Below are 19,788 nucleotides of genomic sequence, written 5' to 3' on the forward strand. Positions count from 1 at the left end.
GACACGGACTGGTCACTGCGCTGAAGTACCAGACGTTGGTGGTCGTCGATGATCCATTCCACCACTTCTCCTTGTTGAAATTCAATGGCTTTGGCAACGGCGGCAGGAAAATTGACATACCATTGTTCACTTTTGGCTCTATTGATTCGCTGTATTTTGGTTGGATACCCCATATCTATTCTGTTAACTAGATAAAACATATCAAAAAAAAGGCCATAACCTTAAATTATGACATCTTTATTTTCAATATCTAGTAAATAGCCAAACGAAAGTCCAGGGGTTAAAACCCCTGGCTATTAAATGGAGCCCCTACAGGGCTTTGCGGCAAAAAACCAAAAAACTTTAGCTATTCTCCGTGGTCTCGAAAGCGTTGATCTAGGGGAAAACCTCTGAGGTTCTTACAATCTATGTCTCCTAAATCTCCTTTTCTCAGCGTCCTCTGTGGTGAAAAAAAGTCTATTTCTCCATGATCCGTATTGTAATCCTATCATTCCTGACTTTGTAGTGACGATAAAATCCCCCAAAACATCTCAACCCCCGTCTCAATCAATTCATCCGGGAAATCATAGGTTCCTTCGTGGAGCTGAGGGCATTTTTCTCCGGCTCCCAAACCAAATAAAAAGGAAGGACAATGCTGGCTAAATAGACCAAAATCTTCTGACCAGTTGAAAGGTTCGGATTTGTCTACAGTAGAAAGCGCCAATTTATCAGCAGCAGCTTTTACCAAACTGTACAATTCCGGGTCATTGTGCGAAACGGCAAATTTCTCGACAAATTCTACCTCCAATTTCAAGCGCTCCCGGTTTGCCATTTTTTTAGCCAAGGCTTGTGTTTTTTCAATAAGCAAATCCAGATCTTTTTGGTCAAATGCTCTAAGGGTCATACTTAAACTGCCCTTGCCTGCACTCGTTCCAAAAGCCAAACTTCCCAGTTCAGCATGGATAAGCGTGAGTAACGAAAAGCCGGGAATTTCTTTTGGCAATTGGGGTAGTTGCTGCATGAGTTGAGCTAGGGCTTGAGCGGGATTGATTCCGGCATCGGGATGAGCAGAATGGGATGTCTTCCCTTTCAAAGTAATGGTAATTCCGGTACTTCCTGCCGCAAAAGTTCCACTTCGCATTACAATTTGATGCAATGGATACCCAGGAAGATTGTGTAAGGCAAAAGCATAATCAGGCCTGATTTGCTCAAATCTTGGGTCTGCAATGACTGCCTTCGCTCCATCACCTGTTTCCTCGGCAGGTTGAAAAAGCAGGACCACTTCACCAGTTTCGGGCCGATTTTGGGCGAGTTTTTCTCCTACCCCACAGATTATCGCCATGTGCCCGTCATGCCCACATAGGTGCCCCTTGCCTGGAACTTGACTTTGATATTTATTTTCCTTCAGATCAGCTATGGGAAGAGCATCGAGCTCACAGCGGAACAGCAATCGTTTGCCGGGCTTTTTCCCTTTGAAAACAAAAGCTAAACCTGTCCCTTCCAGTTTTTCATAGGTCACATCAGGCTGTAATGGCTCGAAAAAATCAAGAATCCGGTCGGCGGTTTTGTATTCTTCCAAAGCTACTTCTGGAAATTGATGGAGTGTATGTCGGAGTTGGATAAGTGAGTTCATGGGATTGTAATTTTAATAACCCTCCAAGGGCTTAAAGTCCATTGGAGGGTTCAGATTTAGGATTTTAAATTTATAGTATAACGCACACTTCTCCCTCCACCTTCCGCTACCAGAATTCCCAAATCCCGCAAATGCTGCAGGTCCCGAGTGGCTGTGGCTTTGGACGCTCCGGTCAGCGACATGTATTTTTTGGCATTCATACCCCCTTCATATCCACCCGGAACTTCATCCAGCATTCGGTTCAGGGCTTTTAGTTCCCGCTCATTGAGTTCATTGCTGAATGTATCGAAGAGTTTGGTTTTTTGGAGTGAAAACTCGATCAATTCTTCCACGTTTTCCTGCGCTTTCATCACCACATCGGCAAAATAAATGAGCCAAGAATCCACCTGAAGACTGCTTTGGGCTTGTTTGAGTTGATCGTAGTAGAGTTGACGCTTCGATTCTATGACTTGGGACAGACTGATCAAAATCGGTTGATTGACGCCCTGATGAAGGGCCTTTTCTGCCAAAGCCCGACCGATTCGCCCGTTTCCGTCCTCAAAGGGATGAATACTTTCGAAGTACAAATGAACCAAAGCTGCCCGCAAGATGGGATTCCGAATGGCCTTTTCTCCTTCCGGATTAGTGGCATTAAACCATGCGATGAACTGATTCATTTCATCGGGTACCTGCGCAGAAGGAGGCGCTTCGAAGTGAACGATTTCTTTGCCCAAGGCACCGGAAACGACCTGCATCGGCTCAGCTCCAGTTCGGCAATTTCCCGCTTGAATGTAGCGATTACCCTCCATCAACATCGTATGCCAAGAGAAAAGCATCGAGTCCGAAAGAGGTTCTTGCCAAGTTTGACGTACTGCGACCATCAGCTTGGCGATACCCTTGGCTCGATGATCTTTGACCAATCGCGGCTGCTCTTCATGGATACCAAGGTTCTTTTTGAGGGAAGACATCACATCGACTCGACTGAGGAATTCCCCTTCGATGGCTGAAGTTTTGATCGCTTCAGACAAGAGAATATCCACGAGAAGTTGGTCTTTCTTCGCTTCGGTAATTCCGGAAAACCGTCCACTGGATTGCCCGGATTTCAGTAGAAACTTGAGTTGGAAATCCTCCAGGATCCCCGCTTTAAATTCAAATTCCGGCCAACCTTCCTGTTGCCAATTGTAGCCCATGAGCCGATTAGATTTCTTATTCGGCTCAAATATACCGGTTTTCTGAGCCGATTAACAAACTTATTCGGCTCATAATTTCAAAAAATATGAGCCGATTAGGACTGCTAATCGGCTCATTAATTAAGAAAATTGAATTTAAAGCTTTCCCGAACCAAAGCGGAAACCCAACCAAGCCCCTCCTGCCATCAGAATTAAGGTCAAAAAAATCAGCAATAACATCGTAGAAAGGGGCATTTCCCAATCCACATCGCCGATTTTGAATTTGATGGGTTTATGCCAGTTCATGAAGGATAAAGTACGATTTAAGAAATACGATTTACGACGCCTTGGAAAGTGTAAAAGGATTGGACTCTAGCAAACCTTGCCACTTTTCAACATTCCCACCTTTCAACCTACTTTTTCAACATCTCTTTCCAGCCCTTCTCCTCAATCTGAGCCGCAGATTCTTCGACTTTTTCCCGAAGGCCTGTTTTGAATGCATCCATCTTTCTGCCAATCTCCGGTTCATAAGCACCGACAATAGATGCCGCCAAAATTCCTGCATTTTTCCCTCCATTCAGCGCAACAGTCGCCACCGGAATTCCGCTTGGCATCTGCAAAATAGATAAGATGCTGTCCCAACCATCGATGGAATTGGAGCTTTTCACCGGCACTCCGATCACCGGCAAACTGGTCAAGGCGGCCACCATACCCGGAAGATGCGCCGCCCCTCCGGCACCTGCCACGATGACCTTGATTCCTCGCTCTCGGGCTGAACCTGCATAATCAATCATCCGCTGTGGCGTACGATGTGCCGAAACCACCGTCAACTCGTATGCGATGCCGATTTCCTCTAAAAACTGAGCCGCTTCGGCCATGACAGGAAGATCAGACTGACTTCCCATGATTATTCCTACTTGTGGGTTCATAGAGTAGATTTGATTTTGATTAGTTCTTTGATTCGGTATGCCTTGGATTTAAGGGCGTTTATGTTTTCGTCCAAAATGGTCACATGGCCCATTTTGCGGAAAGGCTTCGTGAGCTTTTTCCCATACAGGTGAATATACACGCCTTTTTCGGTCAGGGCTACTTCTTTTCCTTCGACCAAAACAGGACCTGAAAATCCATCTTCGCCCAGCAAATTGATCATAGCAGCAGGGCATCTTAGACTCGGATCGCCCAAAGGCCAATTCATCACAGCACGAAGGTGCTGCTCAAACTGGGAAGTAAAATTAGCCTCTATCGTATGATGCCCGCTGTTGTGTGGGCGCGGTGCTATTTCATTGACCAGGACTTCTCCGGATTTGGTCACAAAAAGTTCGACGGCCAGAATCCCAACCATGTCCAGCTTGAGAATGACTTCCTTGGCAATTTGCTGTGCTTTTTCTTCGATTTCAGAAGAAATTTGAGCTGGCGCAAAAAGAAATTCCACCAAATTGGCTGTGGGGTGAAATGCGCATTCTACGGCAGGATAGGCAATTAGCTCTCCATTTTCATTTCGTGCCACAGTCACAGCAATCTCTTTGTCAAAATCGATAAATTTCTCCAAAAGTCCGGGAGCATCAAAGGCGTTCTCCAAGTCCGCTTCAGATCTCAAAATCTGCACTCCACGTCCGTCATAGCCTTCTTTTCCCAACTTATTCACTGCGGGCAGAAAATCCTTTTTGGAGATGACATCGGCTTTATTTTCAGTTAAAACAAAATCAGCTGTGGGAATCCCATGCAGCTGATAAAATTGCTTTTGCTCGCGTTTGTCCTGTATTAATTTAAGAATAGGAGGCTGGGGAAAAACCTTCTTCCCTTCATCGGCTAGTTTTAGAAGCGCATCCGTATTGACTGCTTCGATTTCAACAGTGATCACATCACATCCCTTTCCAAAGGAATAAACTGTATCGAAATCCTTGAGCGAGCCAGCCTGAAAACGTTGAGCGATATCCTTACAGGGCGCATTGGGATCTGGATCGAGAATGTGGATATCCTGATTGTAATTGATGGCGGATTGGATCAACATGCGACCCAATTGTCCGCCTCCTAAAACTCCGAGAATCTGATTTTGTATTGAATTGGTCATAACGAGACCAAAATTAACAGATTCTCAGAGAATGAAGCATGGTAAACTCAGCTGCGGATGGATTTAGCTGCTAAACCCGACCACCACCGATCAGACGAAGGATTATCGATATCACTGCCAACACCAATAGAATGTGGATAAGTCCACCAACACTGTAAACAAACACTCCTAACAACCAGCCGATAATCAGGATAACTGCGATTAAATAAAGTAGAGAGTTCATGGTTTTTTGATTTAGTTAAACAATTGATTTGATCCAAACTAAGTCAATCAAAATGCCAAGTCAACTTAATTTTGAAACCTTATCCCCATCAATTCCATCAATTTATGTGCATTGAAGCTTGGGCAAGGGCCTTTTTTGATTTTGTAGTCGAAATCAATGAATTGATCCTGAATCTCCGAATGAAAAGAAAAATTGTGGACTTTTTCCACACTTTGTTCCAATTCTGAGAGTTCAATATCATGGGTACTGATGATGCCAAGACCATTAGTCTGGAGAATTTGCCGGATCAGGGCCTCCGAACCTGAGATTCGGTCTTGGGTGTTGGTTCCTTTCAGAATTTCATCCAAAAGAAAAAAGATGGGTTCGCCGGCTTCCAACCGCTCAATCAAGTGGTTTATCCGACTTAATTCAGCATAAAAAGAACTGACGCTTTCTCCCAGGTTATCGGAGTTTCTCATGCTGGTATACAGCTGAACCGGACCCAACGAAAGGCTGGTACCAAATGGGCTAAGTCCCAAATTGGCAAGGACACAATTGATTCCGAGGGTTCTCATAAAAGTGGTTTTCCCACTCATATTCGCTCCGGTCAAAATGACAAGTCGATGATCAGGATCAAAGTCTATAGCGTTGGGGATTGCAGTACGCGGCGGGATCAGGGGATGCGTCAAATCCTTTGCAGAAAGACTGACTTCAGCCAACCAATGCACTTTTCCACTTCCTTCCAATTGGGATTCAAACGCGCCCAAAGAAACCCAAACTTCCCATTTCTCAAGATTTTTTGGTAACTGTCCAAGTGAGGAACCAACCTTTTGCTTCCAATTGGCTAATTGGATAAACAAAAAAAAGTCTGTCCAAAATAGGAGATTAATAGGTAGGTAGAGCAGGTTCATTCGATTTTGGGCCCATAGCCCAAGTCGGTCCAACTGATTAAGCTGGCTGGAAATGTTGGATTCGGTGGTTTCAAAAATTCCTTTTTCAAGACAAAGCGCTGGAGAAGTGAACGTTTCACGTTCAATCTGTCGGGATCGAAGTCGATAGGACTTGAGCGTAGGACCTGAGGGAATTGACGCTGCGGCTTCCTTGAGCGGAACAAATACCCGACTCAACAAACCAACACCAGCTATGATCCAAATCCCCAAAACAGCCTCAGGCAGCATACCCAAGAGCACAAGGACTAGACCTAAAATCCCTCCCAATGGGCCTAAAAACGCCAAGATCAAATTTAAAACACCCGACTTTTCCTCCTTGGCCAGCCATTTTACCCATGTATCGGCAGGCTTTTCATCTTTTTGAAAGGCAAGTCCGATCGCTTCCATCGAGTCAAGAAATTCATTTTTCTGAGAAAGCTCCAGGACTGCCCTCGATCTGGATTGAGCTGACTCGGGATCAAATGGGCTTTTGATCAAGTCCGCCAATTGATTTTTTCCATTTTGGGAACTGGTATGATTGAGGAGCTGAAAGAGCGAATGAGCTCCAAAAAGGTCTAAATCGCTGGAAAAAGGATGGTTTTTATCTGAAAATTCAAGTCCTGAATCCAAGTTTTCCAGGTTACGCGTTTGCCTCAATCCCTGATTTTCGTTGATTTTGATCAGCGCTAGGTATAGCTCCTCCTGATCTTTGAGCATATTGGTTTTTTGAATCAGTCTAATGAAACCTCCGACGGACAACACTGCAGGAATGAGCCAAAATGGATTTTCAGCAATACCTAAAACCAACAATGCTCCCATACCGAAGAAAGTGATCAGCCGAAAAATACCAAGGGTGGAAGTTTTTCTTTGGAGTGCTTTGAGCTTTTCGGGAATGCGCTCGGTCTTGAAATCAAAATCAATCATGGGCAAAGATAACCATTGTATTGAAGTCAGAAATTCATTTATACTTGCAATATTATTGCATTTATTCAATCGCCCTAAAAAACTGATATGCGTTCATCTGAGTAAAAAAACCATGTTCCCTTGGGATTGGAGGCCTGTTATTGGTCTTCTGTCTGAGTTCCTTCCAACTTGCCTACAGACCGACCGTGGAAGCTCTTTTCGAGCATCAAATTCATAGAAAAACTCAATAAGAATTACAGACCCTATTTCTTTACCCCGATTTCAATGAGAAACTCCTCGCACTAGAAGGAAAAACAGTAGAGTTCCTGGGTTTTTATATTCCATTCGACAGGAAGCGGGGCACAAGGGTCATCCTATCGAAATCCCCTGTCGAAGACCGAAGAAAAACCGGTCGAAAGTAGATAGGACAAGCTTTTTGACGACCGGATGAACGAATTGGTTCTCATCGGTCAATATCCGGATGAAGAACAAATCAAAAAGGAACTCCAAGTCTGCCTACTGACGGATCAGGAGCTCAACTTATTCTTCAATGGTAAATCATTTAAAGACACCTAGCCGTTCTAAAGAGCAAACGACCAAGAACAATGAAAAAGCAAAAATCTCAAAAGCCTCCGGCAGAAGAATGGGACATGAGAGAAGGAATGGGAATCTTACCGGATGACATTCCTCTTACTCAAAATATCGGATGTGTCGGAGGGAAAACAAAAAAATCAAACACCGAAAAACCCAATTCAAAAAAATAAATCATAGATTTAACTGACTTTTAAACGCTTCAATCTTATGAAAAAATTATTTAATACCCCAGCTTTCGCAATGCTGGGACTGTTTTCGGTGATTTTGTTTTCCTGTACTGATAAGACAGATCCCATAGTCCCCGAACCTAATCTAGGCGCTGTCGAAGATGAGTTCGTAATCAACGCAGCATTCGAAGACCTGGACTATCTCACCTTGGATGCCTTGCAAAGCAGTGGGCTAGGCGCACGTATTCAGGCAGCATCTGATCTTTGTGCCAATGCCTCTGTGAACCATGACCAGCCTTCCAAAAAAATAATCGTTGATTTTGGTGCAGGCTGTACAAGCCCCAATGGGGTGGTTCGAAAAGGAAAAATTCTTCTTTCCTACACTGGATCCAACTTCTTATTTCCAGGTACTTCTATCGTGACAACGTTTGAAGGATATGAAGTGAATGGTCTCAAAATCCAGGGAACCCGGACAATTACAAATGGTGGAATTGACCTCCTCAACAGTAAAGTCACGCTCAATGTGAAAATTGAAAACGGACTGATTACTTGGCCTGACAATCAAACTGTGACCTACAGCAGTACTCAAGTTCGTCAGGTTTCTTTGGGATCCTCAGGATATGAGGTGTCAGTAACAGGAACTGCCTCGGGTAAAAGTAGGGAAGGATTTGATTACACCGCTACTGTCTTGGAACCCTTGATAATCAACGAAGATTGTGCTCGTACCGGGGTCTATATTCCAAGCTTAGGTGTACTTGGATTTTCTTTCCAAAATATTTCAGTCTCCGTCAACTATGGATTCGGCACCTGTGATAAAGTCGTTGAAATAACTTACCCCGGAGGAGCCAAAGAAGTGACCCTTGACTGAGAAACCCAACATTTCAAGTTAAACGGCTATCCTTAGAGGTAGCCGTTTTTGTTTTTTACTCTTCCTTCTTTTGATAAACCACACGCTGCGGAAATGGAATTTCGATCTCATTTTGATCAAAGGCCTCTTTGATTTTTTCCATTGTCTCAAAGTAAACCGGCCATACATCTTCCTTATTGGCCCATGCCCTGACCACCAGATCCAAAGAACTGTCCCCAAAGTTGTTCAGCCAAACCACCGGTTCAGGATCAGCATGAACTCGATCATCGTTTTTTAAGATTTCGAAAATAACCTCACGTGCCTTTTTCAAATCAGTGTCATAGGAGACACCCACATTGATTTCAATTCTTCGCGTAGGATTGGCCGTAATATTTACAACATCCGAATTGGCGAGAATTCCATTGGGAATGACTACCTCACTGTTATCAAAAGTATTCAAATGGGTATACAAAATGTCGATTTTGGAGACAGTGCCTGTATGACTTTGCCCACTGATCACATCGCCTACTTTGAATGGCTTAAAGAGCAAAATCAAAACTCCACCGGCAAAATTGGAAAGTGACCCCTGCAAGGCCAAACCTATCGCCAAACCTGCAGCTCCCAGTATGGCCAGAAATGAAGATACCGGAACACCCAGAATCGTGGCAAGGCCAATAAACAACGACACATAAAGCAGGGCCTTGACCAATCCTATCAAAAAAGTATTTAAAGAAGGATTTGAATCTCTTTTTTCAAGAATCTTAGTGAATCCTTTAAGGAACTTGTTGATGAAAAACCGGGCGATTACGTAAAAAAGTAAGGCGTAAATCAGGGAAGGGACAACCTTGTAAGCCAGTGCTATTCCTTGTTCCAAAAGTGAATTAATGGTTTCGGGAGCTAATTCCATAAATTTTTTTTAGTTTGATTTTAAAGTTTAAAACAAGACCAAAACTTGCCATCTAAACGCCCAAAACCAACTGATTTGATATGTTTTTATTCCGGAGGCTTTTAAAATCCGTTCAAAATCCCGCTTCCTAAAACTCCGCAACACAGAAAGTGAAGCGTCGTTTTGGACCATTGGAGATTTGCTGAAAAACTTGGTCAGAATCCGAATACTGTGAAAAGCAAACCAGTGCCGATGAAGGTCATTGACAATCAGTCCGAGGCTAGCTTTTTCACGAAATGCCCGAATCAGGCTGATCAATTCACCATCGGTGAAGTGATGGGTGAAGAGCGTACAAGTGATGATATCCACTTTTTCCTTTGGAAATTCGGGTTCAAAAACATTCTGCACCCGCCAGTGGACATTGGTCAAATCACTTAATCTAACCTTTGCAAGTTCGATAATGTTCCTGTTGGCATCGATTCCCACAAAATCGACCTGCTTTTTGTTGGATTTAGCCCACCGATCCATGATGCGCACCATGTCTCCTCCCCCGCAGCCTATATCCGCGATTCGATAGCTGGCCTGTGGACATGCCTTCATGATTTTCGCCAGACCATCGGTAGTGACATGATTTCCTCCGAGCCAGTGATTGATGGTTTTCAGTTCACGAAGTGTCTGCTCAAGTTCCTGACCGGAGCATTCGAGGTCATCCATGAGTTCTTTTTCTTCACTTCGCTTGGCAAACTTATTCATTGCTTGATCAGGTGCATGGTTTCCAAAGTCAGTCCCGGCCCAAATCCCATCGAAAGAATCTCTCCTTCCACTTTCGGATCTTTCATCATCCGATCCAGGACAAATAGGATCGTAGCCGAGGACATGTTGCCAAATTGCCTCAGTACTTCTCCGGCATGGAAATTTACTTCCGGCGTCAGTTCAAAAGCTTCCTGAACCTTTTGCAGAATCTGTTTTCCTCCGGGATGTATCGCAAAATTACGAATCTTACTGAGCCCAAATTTCCGCTCAAACACTTCCCTGAGTTCGGAAATTCCCTTATCCAACAGCGCCGGAATATATTTACTCAGCCGCATCTCAAACCCGAAATCCCCAATCCCCCAGGCCATATCCTGCTCTCCTTCACGGAAAACCTGACTGAGATAGGCATTGATTTTAAGCCCCTTGTCTGAGTTCATGACCAAAGCCGCCGCCGCACCATCCCCAAAAAGTGAATTTGCCAGAATATTGTCCTCGGTGTATTCTTTCTGAAAATGAAGGGTACAAAGTTCCACCGAGACCACCAAAACTTTGGCATCCGGTTCCGATCTGAGGATTTTATCTGCAAGCTTAAGCCCGGTAAAAGCTGCATAACAACCCATAAAATGAATGCAATAGCGCTCTACGTCTGCATCGAGACCGAGTTTTTCCATGAGCTGAAGTTCTACTCCCGGGGCTACCATCCCGGTGCAGGAGACCAAAATCAGATGGGTGACAGCACTTGCTTTTTCTCCTACCTGATTCAGACATGCTGTTGAGGCCAAGGCGGAAAGTTCCGGGGCGGTATGTTGAAACACTTCCATCCTGGCCTTGGTCCCGGGAAAGGGAGTTAATTCCTGATTTTTAGGAAAAAAAGCGAAATCGGCCACATCGAGTTTATCAAAATCCTCTAAAACACTGTGCCTGAAGTCTATTCCTGACTTCCGGTAAAAGAATCCTAACTTTCGACTTTCGGATTCGTCCAGCTGATGCGCCAGCTTCATAAATCGGGCAATTTCTGCCTGGGGAATTGGCGCTCCCGGATTGGAGAGCCCAATGCTGACTATACTGGAATTCATCAAATCAAGTTAAGTGAATATTTCTAAATTGAGCTTCATTTTGTACAACCATCCTGCCAAGAGAAGGTTAATTTTAAAGACATCTAATTCATGATTACCCTTTCCAGCATTCGCCACTTACGAATCCCATTTTCGCTGTTTTTGATGCCTGTATTTCTTTTTGCATTGGCACTGACTCCCAATCTCAATGGAGACCGCATACTTCTGGTTTTTTTGGCCCTCCATCTTTTTCTCTATCCTAGTAGCAACGGATACAACAGCTATTTTGACAAAGACGAAGAAAGTATCGGTGGACTAAAACATCCTCCCAAAGTCACTCCTGATCTGTATTGGCTTTCTCAGGGGTTTTTATTCATCGCGCTAATCCTCGGAGCGATGATCAGTTGGAGTTTTACCAGTATGCTTTTGGTTTATGCTTTGGTAAGTATGGCCTATTCCCATCCTAAAATAAGAATCAAAAAATATCCTTGGACCAGCTGGTTTATTGCAGGTTTTTTTCAGGGGTACTTCACTTTTGCGATGGCCTACGCAGGTTTGAGTGAGTTGGGTTGGGACAGTTTGTTCAAGCCACATGTACTCATCCCCGGGCTGTTGACCAGCCTGATGCTCTGGGGAAACTATCCCTTGACGCAAGTCTATCAACATCGGGAAGATACAAGGCGAGGAGACCAAACACTCAGTATCACACTTGGGATCAAGGGGACGTTTTTCTTCTCAGCGGTATTTTTCGCAGTGACAGGAGGAGCTTTTGTCTGGTATTTTTCAGACAGAGGCCAAGATCTGATTCTATGGATTTACCTGGCAGCCATGGCTCCGATCTTACTTTTTTTCCTGATTTGGTTTGGTTTTGTAATCCAAAACCCTGAGAAGCATGCATCCTACGGCTGGGCGATGGGAATGAACTCCATCTCATCCTTGGTGCTCAACGCATTTTTCATTTACTATTTTCTCGAAAACACACAGATCCTACAGGTTTTCGGTTACTGATCAAAATGACTCCCCATGCGTATTTTTGATGATTTGCTTCGCAAAAAAAGGTACATGGGCGATAAGGTTTCTTGCCAATACCGAAGCTGCTCCCGAACCAAAAAGGCGCTGGACATTTCGTCCCACCCACAGTCTTCGGCGGAATTCAGCTGCCCAAGCTTTAGCGTAGAGTAATTCGACCTCGGATCGACTAGTTCCGGATAAAAGCGCCTCAGCTGCCAACTTTCCCGAATGAATCGCCATGGCCATCCCATTTCCACACAGAGGCGTGATCAAGCCAGCCGCGTCGCCTGCCATGAGAATATGATTTTCTACCGGCTCTTTGGGTTCAAAATTGATTTCATTGATGACTTCGGGCCTTTCGAAAAGAAATTCACTTGCTTGAAAAATTCGTTTCAAAAGCGGGTTTCTCCATAAAATCTGCTGCTCCATCTCCTGAATGGTGCCAAATTCTCTCAATTGATCACGACTCCCTAAGTAGCATAGATTAAACTTGCCGGACTCAATGGCATTCAATCCGCAATAGCCCCCGCTGAAATTATGTAAGGCAACGGTATCAGGCGCAAAGTCTCCTTTTACATGATATTTTACCCCAATATGAGGGCTTCGCTTTTGAATAAATGGGCGCTTCATGACTTTATCCAATTTGCTTCGCTTCCCGAATGCTCCGATCACATAATCCGCCTCAAGCACCGAATGATCGGAAAGATTGATGTGAAATGAGTTGGAATGCTTGATAAACTCCAGGGATGAAACCTGAATTCCGGTTTTGACTTCTACTCCGGCATTTTGCGCTTTCCTCATTAACCACTCATCCAACACGTATCTGCTGATCCCGAATCCCCCCAGATCCAAGGGTATCCGGACTGCTTTTCCATGGGTGTCGCTAAACTCAAACCGGGTAATAGCCGGCAAATCCAAGAAATCAGGATAAAGTCCCTCCCTTAGCAAAAAATCAAGTACTTCATTGGAAATATATTCTCCGCAAACTCGGTGGAACGGATAGATTTTTTTCTCCAAGAGAAGTACTTTCCGATCTTTACGCGCAAGAAGGATGGATGAAATTAACCCTGCCAAGCCGCCACCGACTACAATTATTCTTTTCTCTAATCCTTTCAAGAGCCTTTGATTTGATGATTCAACCGCTTATAAAAAAATAAGTTTAGTCGCCCGCTTATCCCGGAGTTTGGAAGTTACTTTATTTCCAGAAATCAACTTATCTAAATCATGAATAAAACCATACCCAAATTACTGAGGAGAACGGCCTTCGTCTTAGGTGTAATCGGATCTTTGCTTTCAGCAGAGGATACTTTTGCACAAAAGAAAAAGAAAAAAGGCCAGGAAACTCCGGCTGCGGCTCCGGCTGCGCCCAGATCTCAAGCCCCTGCAAACGGTCCAAAACCCTACAAAGAAGTCATCACTGCAAAAGCCAAGACCAAAGATGGCCTTTTCAAAGTTCATCAAATTGAGGACAAGTACTTTTACGAGATCCCTGATTCGCTGCTTGGGCGTGACATGCTGATGGTGATCAGAATAGCCAAGACAGCTGACGGTATCGGATATGGTGGCGAAAATACCAACAACCTGATGGTTCGTTGGGAGAAAAACAATGACGACATTCTCCTGAAAGTAGTATCGGTCAATAACTACGCCGCAGATTCGCTGCCTATTGCGATGGCAGTGAAAAACTCAAACTTAGAGCCTATCCTTCAAAAATTTGCAATCAAATCCCGAGCAACTGACTCCACGGGTACTGTAATCGAAGCCACGGACCTGTTCAACAAAGACAATCAGGCACTCGGCCTTCAGCGAAATAGAAGGACACAATACAAGGTATCCAGACTCGATACGGATCGATCTTACATCGTCCATATCAATGCATACCCGATCAACCTTGAGAATCGCTATGTCTTGACTTATGCTGCTACCGAACCCCCATCCAACAGCTCCACCGGGCTGATCACGCTGGAGATGAATGCCTCTATGGTCCTACTACCAAAAGAGCCTATGAAGCAGCGTTTGGCTGATCGCCGGGTGGGATGGTTTGCCAGATCTTATGTGGATTACGGTGCCGATGAGCAAAGAGCAACTTCCCGTCGCTACCTTGACCGTTGGAGACTGGAAGTGAAACCGGAGGACATGGAGAAATTCAAGCGCGGTGAATTGGTAGAGCCGGTTAAGCCTATCATATATTACATTGATCCTGCTACTCCTACCAAGTGGGTACCTTATCTCAAACAAGGAGTGGAAGATTGGCAGAAGGCCTTTGAAGAAGCAGGGTTCAAAAATGCAATCCTTGCCAAAGAAGCACCTACTGCCGAGGAAGATCCAACTTGGAGCACAGAGGATGCTAGATTTTCTGTGATTCGCTATTTCGCTTCTGACATTCAAAATGCCTACGGTCCTCACGTATCTGACCCAAGATCAGGTGAGATCATCGAATCGCACATTGGTTGGTATCACAACGTGATGAATCTAGTGAGAAACTGGTTTTTTATCCAGACTGCGGCGATCAATCCTGACGCAAGAGGAGTGAAATTCAGCGACGAAGTGATGGGGCGATTGATCCGATTTGTGTCGGCACACGAGGTTGGACATACCTTGGGCCTTCCCCACAACTTTGCTTCTTCTGTAGCCTATCCGGTAGAAAAACTTCGTGACCCGGCTTTCACCAAAGAATTTGGAACTGCTCCATCGATCATGGACTATGCACGATTCAATTACATCGCACAGCCGGAAGATGAGGGTGTGAGCCTGATGCCGGATGTAGGGCCTTATGACAAATACGCCATCATGTGGGGGTATCGTCCTATTCCTGAGGCTTCTACACCTGAAGAAGAGCAGCCGATTTTGGACAAGTGGATTCTTGACAAAAAGGGGGATCCAGTCTACAGATATGGACGTCAGGGAAACAGCTATGACCCAACGGCCCAATCGGAGGATTTGGGTGATAATGCGATGCTGGCATCCACGTATGGCATCAAAAATTTGCAGCGAATCATGCCAAACCTGATGGAATGGACTGCCGAAGAGAGCAAGCCATACAAAGATTACTCCGACCTTTCTGAAATGTACGGTCAGGTAATCGGTCAATTCAACCGATACATGGGTCACGTGCGAACCAATGTGGGAGGTGTTACCGAGATTTACAAGTCTGTGGGACAAGATGAAGCTGTCTATACCCATACGTCCAAGGAAACCCAAAAGTCCGCTGTTGACTTTCTGAATAAGCAGCTTTTTGCAACTCCATCCTGGCTTATGGATGAAAATATCATTGCCCGTATTGGAGATTTTGGAGCTTTGGAAAGAATCCGCGGTATCCAGGTAACTTCACTTAACGGTATCCTGGAGTGGGGCCGATTAGGTCGAGTGATCGAAAACGAGGCCCTGAACGGAAATGAGGCCTATAAAATCACTGAGCTATTCGATGATTTGAGAAAAGGAATCTGGACAGAACTTGCTGCCGGCAGGACCATCGATGTACACCGCAGAGCACTTCAGCGGGCTCATATCGAGCGTCTTGAATTGTTGCTGACAGGTGAAGTAAACATTCCTACTCAATTCCGTCAATTTGTGGGACCTCAACTCAATGCTTCCCAGTCTGACATCAGACCGATGGCAAGAGGTGAACTTAAAACCCTTCAAAGCCAAATCCGAGGAGCTATTGGACGTACTTCCGATCGTATGTCAAAACTCCACCTCGAGGATTCCTTGGCCCGTATAGAAAAAATACTATCCGAAGAATCGGGCGAATAACTGAGAACTAATTAAGGCGCTGAAACTTGAAATTCAGCGCCTTTTTTTTCACTTCCGTTTTTTGAGTTAATTTGAGACTCAAATAGAAGTCATGCTTAGCCCATTAACCATACTCCAATCTCATAGACTGAGAATAACCGATTGCCGATTGGACATCATTCAAGAGTTCTTGGATAAAAATGTCGCCCTTTCACACTCGGATCTGGAAGAAACTCTCAATCAGCAATTTGACAGAGTAACGATTTACAGGACACTGAAAACTTTTCTGGATAAAGATCTGATTCACAAGGTCCTTGATGACAGTGGTGCCACGAAATACGCCCTTTGTGCCCACGGGGAATCAGAGCATCATCATAACCACGAGCATGTTCATTTCAAATGTGAAAAATGCGGAGAGACCACCTGCCTTGAGGACATTATATTGCCGCAAATCAAACTTCCGGCAGGATTTGAAAAGAAAGAAATGAACCTCCTGGTACAGGGTATTTGTGAAAAATGCCATTAATAATCGACTGGCTCAGGAGTTTTAGACTTTTTGGGAGAATCCGAAGGCCAGATCACCCCGGGAGGTAGGTCTATTTTGGGCGGCGTTAGATTCTCTATCCCTCCGTCTCCATCATCATTACTGCTGTTTCCTCTTCGCAGGGAATTCTTAGTCATCGTGGCAACGAAATATATCAGGATGACATAAGCCACTCCGCACATAAAGAGATCTATTATCAGACTGTTCATGCCTAAAAATTTTGAGATAAGTTAAAGCAATACACTTTCAAAATCAATCGATTAATCTTTTTGTTTGCATCCTTTTGCCATATTTATGATTTTTTCCGATTTGCTTAATCACTGGGATAGGTGGATATTTGCGCTTCTTAATTTGTGATCAATGATAATTAAAACAAAAAAATATCAACTTCCCACTGGCACCTACATCAAAATGGGTCTGAAATCCATTCTTAAAGAACAGTGGTGGGTTATTCTCATTGCGCTAGCCATCTGCTTAGGTTATCTCTGGATTGCATCCATTTGGTGGTTTATCGGAGCAGTGATCGCTTATGGACTTTACGTGTTGTTTTGGACGATCCAATTTACCGGAGTGACCCAAATGGAACAAAATAAGCCTATTTTTCAAAAAATGGCTTATGAAATAGACAGCCGCCAAATCCTGATGAAGATCAATGCCCGGGAAGGGATGCCGATCCAATGGAACATGATTAAACGAGTCGAACTCACCAAGGATGCATTTATCCTTTACCTTTCCAAAGCACAATTTATTCATTTACCCTTTCGGATTTTCAATACTGAAAACGAGAAAAAATTTTTGGAAACTATCCTAAAAAGAAAAGAACTTCTCTAAAAGAAAAAAGCCCCCTGAAAATTCAGAGGGCTAATTTTTTTGATTTAATGAATTACATTTTTGGCAAGATCACAGTATCAATGACATGAACCACACCATTGCTGGCTTCGATATCAGCAGTAGTTACTGTGGCATTGTCGATCATGGCTTTACCATCTTTTAAAGTGACCGTGATTTCAGATCCCTGAACAGTTTTTGCTTTTTGACCATTTTTAAGATCAGAAGACATCACTTTACCGGGTACGACATGGTAAGTCAATACTGCTACCAATTGCGCCTTGTTTTCTGGCTTCAACAGATTCTCAACCGTTCCAGCCGGTAATTTCGCAAAAGCATCATTGGTAGGTGCGAAAACTGTGAACGGACCTTCACCCTTCAACACGTCCACAAGATCACCTGCCTTTACAGCGGCTACCAGTGTAGACAAAAATTCCGTAGCTACGGCAAGATCAACAATGTCGGCCTCTACTTCGTGCACATTGCTGGTTTTTGGAGTGAATGCTGACGCGAAGAAAATCGTCATCACCATTACAATTGAAAGTAATTTTTTCATGGTAGGATTATATTTTGGTTTGTAGGTGTCGAACAGGTTGTTTTAAGTAATTGTTTTTCAAAGATTTGTTAATAGTGCCGATCGGATAAAATCCGTTAAATACGGTAACGGATTACTACAAAAGGAATTTAGCCTTCATTTAAAAAATTTTTGTCTCTATTTCCGTCACCTTTTTTGATATTTAGCCCATGCAAATCAAGCTGATCGCTATCGGAAAAACAGATCATCCAGCCATTCAAAAGCTCGTGGATGAGTATTCCGCCAGGCTCGGATTTTATATCCGCTTTGAGATGGAGATCATCCCTGACCTGAAAAACACCAAATCCATCTCTGAACTGATTCAAAAAGAAAAAGAAGGTGAACTGATTTTGAAAAAAATTCAGACTTCGGATGAGCTTATTCTCCTTGACGAGCGGGGAAAATCATTTTCTTCCATTGAATTTTCAATTTTTATCCAGAAAAAAATGAATTCAGGTCTCAAGCAACTGATTTTAGTGATTGGAGGACCCTATGGATTTTCTGATGCGGTCTACGCGCGGGCAAACGGAAAAATAGCACTTTCCAAAATGACTTTTTCCCATCAGATGATTCGCCCATTTTTAATCGAGCAGGTATACCGGGCTTTTACCATTTTGAGAAACGAGCCTTACCACCACGAATGAGCACCTGAAGTACTCAGTGTTAAGTTTTTACAGAAAATTTTGCTAATATTACCAAATTGTTAACTTTACAATCATTGGTTAACATTGGCTTCATCTCTGATGAAAAAGGCACTTCTGATACTCCTTACGTTGACTGGACTGGTACGAGGTACCTTGTCCCAAGAGCTATTTACCTCAGATGAAAACCTCAATTTCCACTCAGAATCCGAGAAAGTGTTATGGCAGACAGGAAAAAAAGATCCCTTTCTGCTCTTCCGGGCAGTTCAGGCAGACCATTCTGAGTTGGATGGCATTTGGACAGACCTGGTCAGTGAACTCGATCTTAAGGCTTCGAAAAAGAAGAATGATTATAAGTTTCTAAGAGCCGTATTTGAAAAAACACACCAACACCTACTTAAGAAATATGAGCAACACGCGACTTTCAATAGTATGCTTAAAGAGGGTCGCTATGATTGTGTAAGCGGCTCTGCTGCTTTGGGTCTGCTTCTGGAGCGGTATGGCTATTCTTTTGACATTGTAGAAACGGACTATCATGTGTTTATCGTAGTTCATTTAGGTCTGCAAAAGGCAATCTTGGAAAGTACATTACCCATTGGAGGGTTGATTACAACGCCCTCGGAAGTGGAAAAATACCTTGATTCTTACAAGCCCGCTGAGTTTGCCCAGCCCAAATCATTCAATCAAAGGCTTGCCGGCCATGAAATTGACTACAGTGATAATTCCATTTTTAGGAAAGTAGATCTTAAACAGTTGGCGGGACTTCAATATTACAATGATGCCATCGTCTATTTCAATTCCCAGGCTTTCGGACAAGCTGTGGATCAGCTATCCAAAGCCTACCTACTTTACCCTTCAGATCGAATTCTAGGGCTTCGTGAACTCAGCATTGAATTGGCTTACAAAACATTTGGCTACGAACTGAAGAAATAAAAAATTGAACTCCCGAATTTAATTGCAAAAGGCCCGTTTTGCTCAATCACCTTTGAGTTAGCCTAAAAAATTCATTTCTGAGCGGACAGAGGAACTTCATCATAATCAGAGCAGGCCAAAAAAGCCAAAACAAAGTCCAGTAGGGCCAGTTTTTTTAAATTTAATCTGTTTATAATTTGTTTTTCAATGGTCAGATAGCCTGTCCCGATTTTTCTTCGGGAGAATCTCGCATGCATTATAATCATCCCCCTGTGTGACGATCTTCGTCATGCTCGATTTCATCTGTTTATAATTTATTTTTACTGTCGTCCGACTAATTCCACAAAGTACAGAAAAAGTGCTTCAGATTAATTTTGGA

22 protein-coding genes are annotated in these 19,788 nt (G+C 43.7%); 9 read left to right on the forward strand and 13 right to left on the reverse strand.

From position 1 onward, the window contains the following. Positions 1-487: 487 nt before the first annotated feature. The 7 genes from C4S61_RS20690 to C4S61_RS20715 form a co-directional block, all read right to left on the reverse strand. The gene (locus C4S61_RS20690) at positions 488-1,612 is read right to left on the reverse strand and encodes an amidohydrolase (protein WP_103926689.1); all 1,125 of its coding nucleotides are present in this window, start codon (positions 1,610-1,612) and stop codon (positions 488-490) included. 56 nt (positions 1,613-1,668) lie between these two features. Next, positions 1,669-2,781, reverse strand: coding sequence for a Fic family protein (locus tag C4S61_RS20695; protein ID WP_103926690.1), 1,113 nt, complete (start codon positions 2,779-2,781; stop codon positions 1,669-1,671). 135 nt (positions 2,782-2,916) lie between these two features. Beyond that, positions 2,917-3,066, reverse strand: a complete 150-nt coding sequence (locus C4S61_RS22150) for a hypothetical protein (protein ID WP_200820627.1) — start codon at positions 3,064-3,066, stop codon at positions 2,917-2,919. Positions 3,067-3,173: 107 nt separating this feature from the next. Next, on the reverse strand, positions 3,174-3,689 hold the full coding sequence (purE, locus tag C4S61_RS20700) for a 5-(carboxyamino)imidazole ribonucleotide mutase (protein WP_103926691.1): 516 nt from the start codon (positions 3,687-3,689) through the stop codon (positions 3,174-3,176). Beyond that, entirely contained in the window at positions 3,686-4,831 is a 1,146-nt protein-coding gene (locus tag C4S61_RS20705) for a 5-(carboxyamino)imidazole ribonucleotide synthase (protein WP_103926692.1), read from the reverse strand. Before C4S61_RS20705 ends, purE begins: the two co-directional genes overlap by 4 nt. 70 nt (positions 4,832-4,901) lie before the next feature. Beyond that, complete coding sequence (locus C4S61_RS20710) at positions 4,902-5,054, reverse strand: lmo0937 family membrane protein (protein WP_103926693.1); 153 nt, start codon at positions 5,052-5,054, stop codon at positions 4,902-4,904. 65 nt (positions 5,055-5,119) lie between these two features. Next, on the reverse strand, positions 5,120-6,886 hold the full coding sequence (locus C4S61_RS20715) for a MutS-related protein (RefSeq protein ID WP_103926694.1): 1,767 nt from the start codon (positions 6,884-6,886) through the stop codon (positions 5,120-5,122). A 426-nt stretch (positions 6,887-7,312) separates the two neighbouring features. Here C4S61_RS20715 and C4S61_RS20720 point away from each other — a divergent pair, with 426 nt between their 5' ends. From C4S61_RS20720 to C4S61_RS20725, 3 genes are read left to right on the forward strand one after another with little or no spacing between them, the layout of a single operon-like run. Next, entirely contained in the window at positions 7,313-7,441 is a 129-nt protein-coding gene (locus C4S61_RS20720; RefSeq protein ID WP_103926695.1) for a hypothetical protein, read from the forward strand. 29 nt (positions 7,442-7,470) lie between these two features. Further along, positions 7,471-7,629, forward strand: coding sequence for a hypothetical protein (locus C4S61_RS22155; protein WP_200820628.1), 159 nt, complete (start codon positions 7,471-7,473; stop codon positions 7,627-7,629). Between the two features lie 37 nt (positions 7,630-7,666). Next, positions 7,667-8,494, forward strand: coding sequence for a hypothetical protein (locus tag C4S61_RS20725; RefSeq protein WP_103926696.1), 828 nt, complete (start codon positions 7,667-7,669; stop codon positions 8,492-8,494). A gap of 55 nt (positions 8,495-8,549) precedes the next feature. On the opposite strand, the gene C4S61_RS20730 is transcribed toward C4S61_RS20725, so the two are convergent. The 3 genes from C4S61_RS20730 to C4S61_RS20740 are packed head-to-tail and all read right to left on the reverse strand — an operon-like array spanning position 8,550 to position 11,188. After that, positions 8,550-9,380: a mechanosensitive ion channel family protein gene (locus tag C4S61_RS20730; RefSeq protein WP_103926697.1), complete on the reverse strand. Its 831-nt coding sequence runs from the start codon at positions 9,378-9,380 to the stop codon at positions 8,550-8,552. 27 nt (positions 9,381-9,407) lie between these two features. Further along, complete coding sequence (locus tag C4S61_RS20735; protein WP_103926698.1) at positions 9,408-10,112, reverse strand: methyltransferase domain-containing protein; 705 nt, start codon at positions 10,110-10,112, stop codon at positions 9,408-9,410. After that, complete coding sequence (locus C4S61_RS20740; RefSeq protein ID WP_103926699.1) at positions 10,109-11,188, reverse strand: type III polyketide synthase; 1,080 nt, start codon at positions 11,186-11,188, stop codon at positions 10,109-10,111. Before C4S61_RS20740 ends, C4S61_RS20735 begins: the two co-directional genes overlap by 4 nt. A 90-nt stretch (positions 11,189-11,278) precedes the next feature. Between C4S61_RS20740 and C4S61_RS20745 the strand changes: the two genes are divergently transcribed. Then, the gene (locus tag C4S61_RS20745; protein ID WP_103926700.1) at positions 11,279-12,175 is read left to right on the forward strand and encodes a UbiA family prenyltransferase; all 897 of its coding nucleotides are present in this window, start codon (positions 11,279-11,281) and stop codon (positions 12,173-12,175) included. Here C4S61_RS20745 and C4S61_RS20750 read toward each other — a convergent pair whose 3' ends face one another. Next, positions 12,176-13,294, reverse strand: coding sequence for an NAD(P)/FAD-dependent oxidoreductase (locus C4S61_RS20750; RefSeq protein ID WP_103926701.1), 1,119 nt, complete (start codon positions 13,292-13,294; stop codon positions 12,176-12,178). 108 nt (positions 13,295-13,402) lie between these two features. Between C4S61_RS20750 and C4S61_RS20755 the strand changes: the two genes are divergently transcribed. After that, complete coding sequence (locus C4S61_RS20755; RefSeq protein WP_103926702.1) at positions 13,403-15,931, forward strand: zinc-dependent metalloprotease; 2,529 nt, start codon at positions 13,403-13,405, stop codon at positions 15,929-15,931. A 91-nt stretch (positions 15,932-16,022) separates the two neighbouring features. Continuing rightward, positions 16,023-16,436 carry a Fur family transcriptional regulator gene (locus tag C4S61_RS20760; protein ID WP_103926703.1) on the forward strand — a complete coding sequence of 138 codons (414 nt, stop codon included), beginning with the start codon at positions 16,023-16,025 and terminating at the stop codon, positions 16,434-16,436. On the opposite strand, the gene C4S61_RS20765 is transcribed toward C4S61_RS20760, so the two are convergent. Next, positions 16,433-16,663: a hypothetical protein gene (locus tag C4S61_RS20765; RefSeq protein ID WP_103926704.1), complete on the reverse strand. Its 231-nt coding sequence runs from the start codon at positions 16,661-16,663 to the stop codon at positions 16,433-16,435. The genes C4S61_RS20760 and C4S61_RS20765 overlap by 4 nt on opposite strands. Positions 16,664-16,814: 151 nt before the next feature. Between C4S61_RS20765 and C4S61_RS20770 the strand changes: the two genes are divergently transcribed. Continuing rightward, positions 16,815-17,285, forward strand: a complete 471-nt coding sequence (locus C4S61_RS20770) for a YcxB family protein (RefSeq protein ID WP_103926705.1) — start codon at positions 16,815-16,817, stop codon at positions 17,283-17,285. A 52-nt stretch (positions 17,286-17,337) separates the two neighbouring features. Here the strand turns inward: C4S61_RS20770 and C4S61_RS20775 are convergent, their stop codons facing one another. Further along, the gene (locus C4S61_RS20775; protein ID WP_103926706.1) at positions 17,338-17,838 is read right to left on the reverse strand and encodes a fasciclin domain-containing protein; all 501 of its coding nucleotides are present in this window, start codon (positions 17,836-17,838) and stop codon (positions 17,338-17,340) included. 188 nt (positions 17,839-18,026) lie between these two features. Between C4S61_RS20775 and rlmH the strand changes: the two genes are divergently transcribed. Beyond that, complete coding sequence (gene rlmH / locus C4S61_RS20780) at positions 18,027-18,500, forward strand: 23S rRNA (pseudouridine(1915)-N(3))-methyltransferase RlmH (RefSeq protein WP_103926707.1); 474 nt, start codon at positions 18,027-18,029, stop codon at positions 18,498-18,500. A gap of 99 nt (positions 18,501-18,599) precedes the next feature. Continuing rightward, positions 18,600-19,430 (forward strand): hypothetical protein, encoded by an 831-nt coding sequence (locus C4S61_RS20785; RefSeq protein WP_146064466.1) that lies wholly within the window; start codon positions 18,600-18,602, stop codon positions 19,428-19,430. Positions 19,431-19,788 lie beyond the last annotated feature (358 nt).

The organism is Algoriphagus boritolerans DSM 17298 = JCM 18970, from assembly GCF_900108085.1.
Taxonomy (GTDB): domain Bacteria; phylum Bacteroidota; class Bacteroidia; order Cytophagales; family Cyclobacteriaceae; genus Algoriphagus; species Algoriphagus boritolerans.

What these genes read in the sequence shown, in the direction of transcription:
- C4S61_RS20690 (WP_103926689.1), bottom strand. Translation starts at nt 1,612, where the DNA reads ATGAACTCACTTATCCAACTCCGACATACACTCCATCAATTTCCAGAA.
- C4S61_RS20695 (WP_103926690.1), bottom strand. Translation starts at nt 2,781, where the DNA reads ATGGGCTACAATTGGCAACAGGAAGGTTGGCCGGAATTTGAATTTAAA.
- C4S61_RS22150 (WP_200820627.1), bottom strand. Translation starts at nt 3,066, where the DNA reads ATGAACTGGCATAAACCCATCAAATTCAAAATCGGCGATGTGGATTGG.
- purE (WP_103926691.1), bottom strand. Translation starts at nt 3,689, where the DNA reads ATGAACCCACAAGTAGGAATAATCATGGGAAGTCAGTCTGATCTTCCT.
- C4S61_RS20705 (WP_103926692.1), bottom strand. Translation starts at nt 4,831, where the DNA reads ATGACCAATTCAATACAAAATCAGATTCTCGGAGTTTTAGGAGGCGGA.
- C4S61_RS20710 (WP_103926693.1), bottom strand. Translation starts at nt 5,054, where the DNA reads ATGAACTCTCTACTTTATTTAATCGCAGTTATCCTGATTATCGGCTGG.
- C4S61_RS20715 (WP_103926694.1), bottom strand. Translation starts at nt 6,886, where the DNA reads ATGATTGATTTTGATTTCAAGACCGAGCGCATTCCCGAAAAGCTCAAA.
- C4S61_RS20720 (WP_103926695.1), top strand. Translation starts at nt 7,313, where the DNA reads ATGAACGAATTGGTTCTCATCGGTCAATATCCGGATGAAGAACAAATC.
- C4S61_RS22155 (WP_200820628.1), top strand. Translation starts at nt 7,471, where the DNA reads ATGAAAAAGCAAAAATCTCAAAAGCCTCCGGCAGAAGAATGGGACATG.
- C4S61_RS20725 (WP_103926696.1), top strand. Translation starts at nt 7,667, where the DNA reads ATGAAAAAATTATTTAATACCCCAGCTTTCGCAATGCTGGGACTGTTT.
- C4S61_RS20730 (WP_103926697.1), bottom strand. Translation starts at nt 9,380, where the DNA reads ATGGAATTAGCTCCCGAAACCATTAATTCACTTTTGGAACAAGGAATA.
- C4S61_RS20735 (WP_103926698.1), bottom strand. Translation starts at nt 10,112, where the DNA reads ATGAATAAGTTTGCCAAGCGAAGTGAAGAAAAAGAACTCATGGATGAC.
- C4S61_RS20740 (WP_103926699.1), bottom strand. Translation starts at nt 11,188, where the DNA reads ATGAATTCCAGTATAGTCAGCATTGGGCTCTCCAATCCGGGAGCGCCA.
- C4S61_RS20745 (WP_103926700.1), top strand. Translation starts at nt 11,279, where the DNA reads ATGATTACCCTTTCCAGCATTCGCCACTTACGAATCCCATTTTCGCTG.
- C4S61_RS20755 (WP_103926702.1), top strand. Translation starts at nt 13,403, where the DNA reads ATGAATAAAACCATACCCAAATTACTGAGGAGAACGGCCTTCGTCTTA.
- C4S61_RS20760 (WP_103926703.1), top strand. Translation starts at nt 16,023, where the DNA reads ATGCTTAGCCCATTAACCATACTCCAATCTCATAGACTGAGAATAACC.
- C4S61_RS20765 (WP_103926704.1), bottom strand. Translation starts at nt 16,663, where the DNA reads ATGAACAGTCTGATAATAGATCTCTTTATGTGCGGAGTGGCTTATGTC.
- C4S61_RS20770 (WP_103926705.1), top strand. Translation starts at nt 16,815, where the DNA reads ATGATAATTAAAACAAAAAAATATCAACTTCCCACTGGCACCTACATC.
- C4S61_RS20775 (WP_103926706.1), bottom strand. Translation starts at nt 17,838, where the DNA reads ATGAAAAAATTACTTTCAATTGTAATGGTGATGACGATTTTCTTCGCG.
- rlmH (WP_103926707.1), top strand. Translation starts at nt 18,027, where the DNA reads ATGCAAATCAAGCTGATCGCTATCGGAAAAACAGATCATCCAGCCATT.
- C4S61_RS20785 (WP_146064466.1), top strand. Translation starts at nt 18,600, where the DNA reads ATGAAAAAGGCACTTCTGATACTCCTTACGTTGACTGGACTGGTACGA.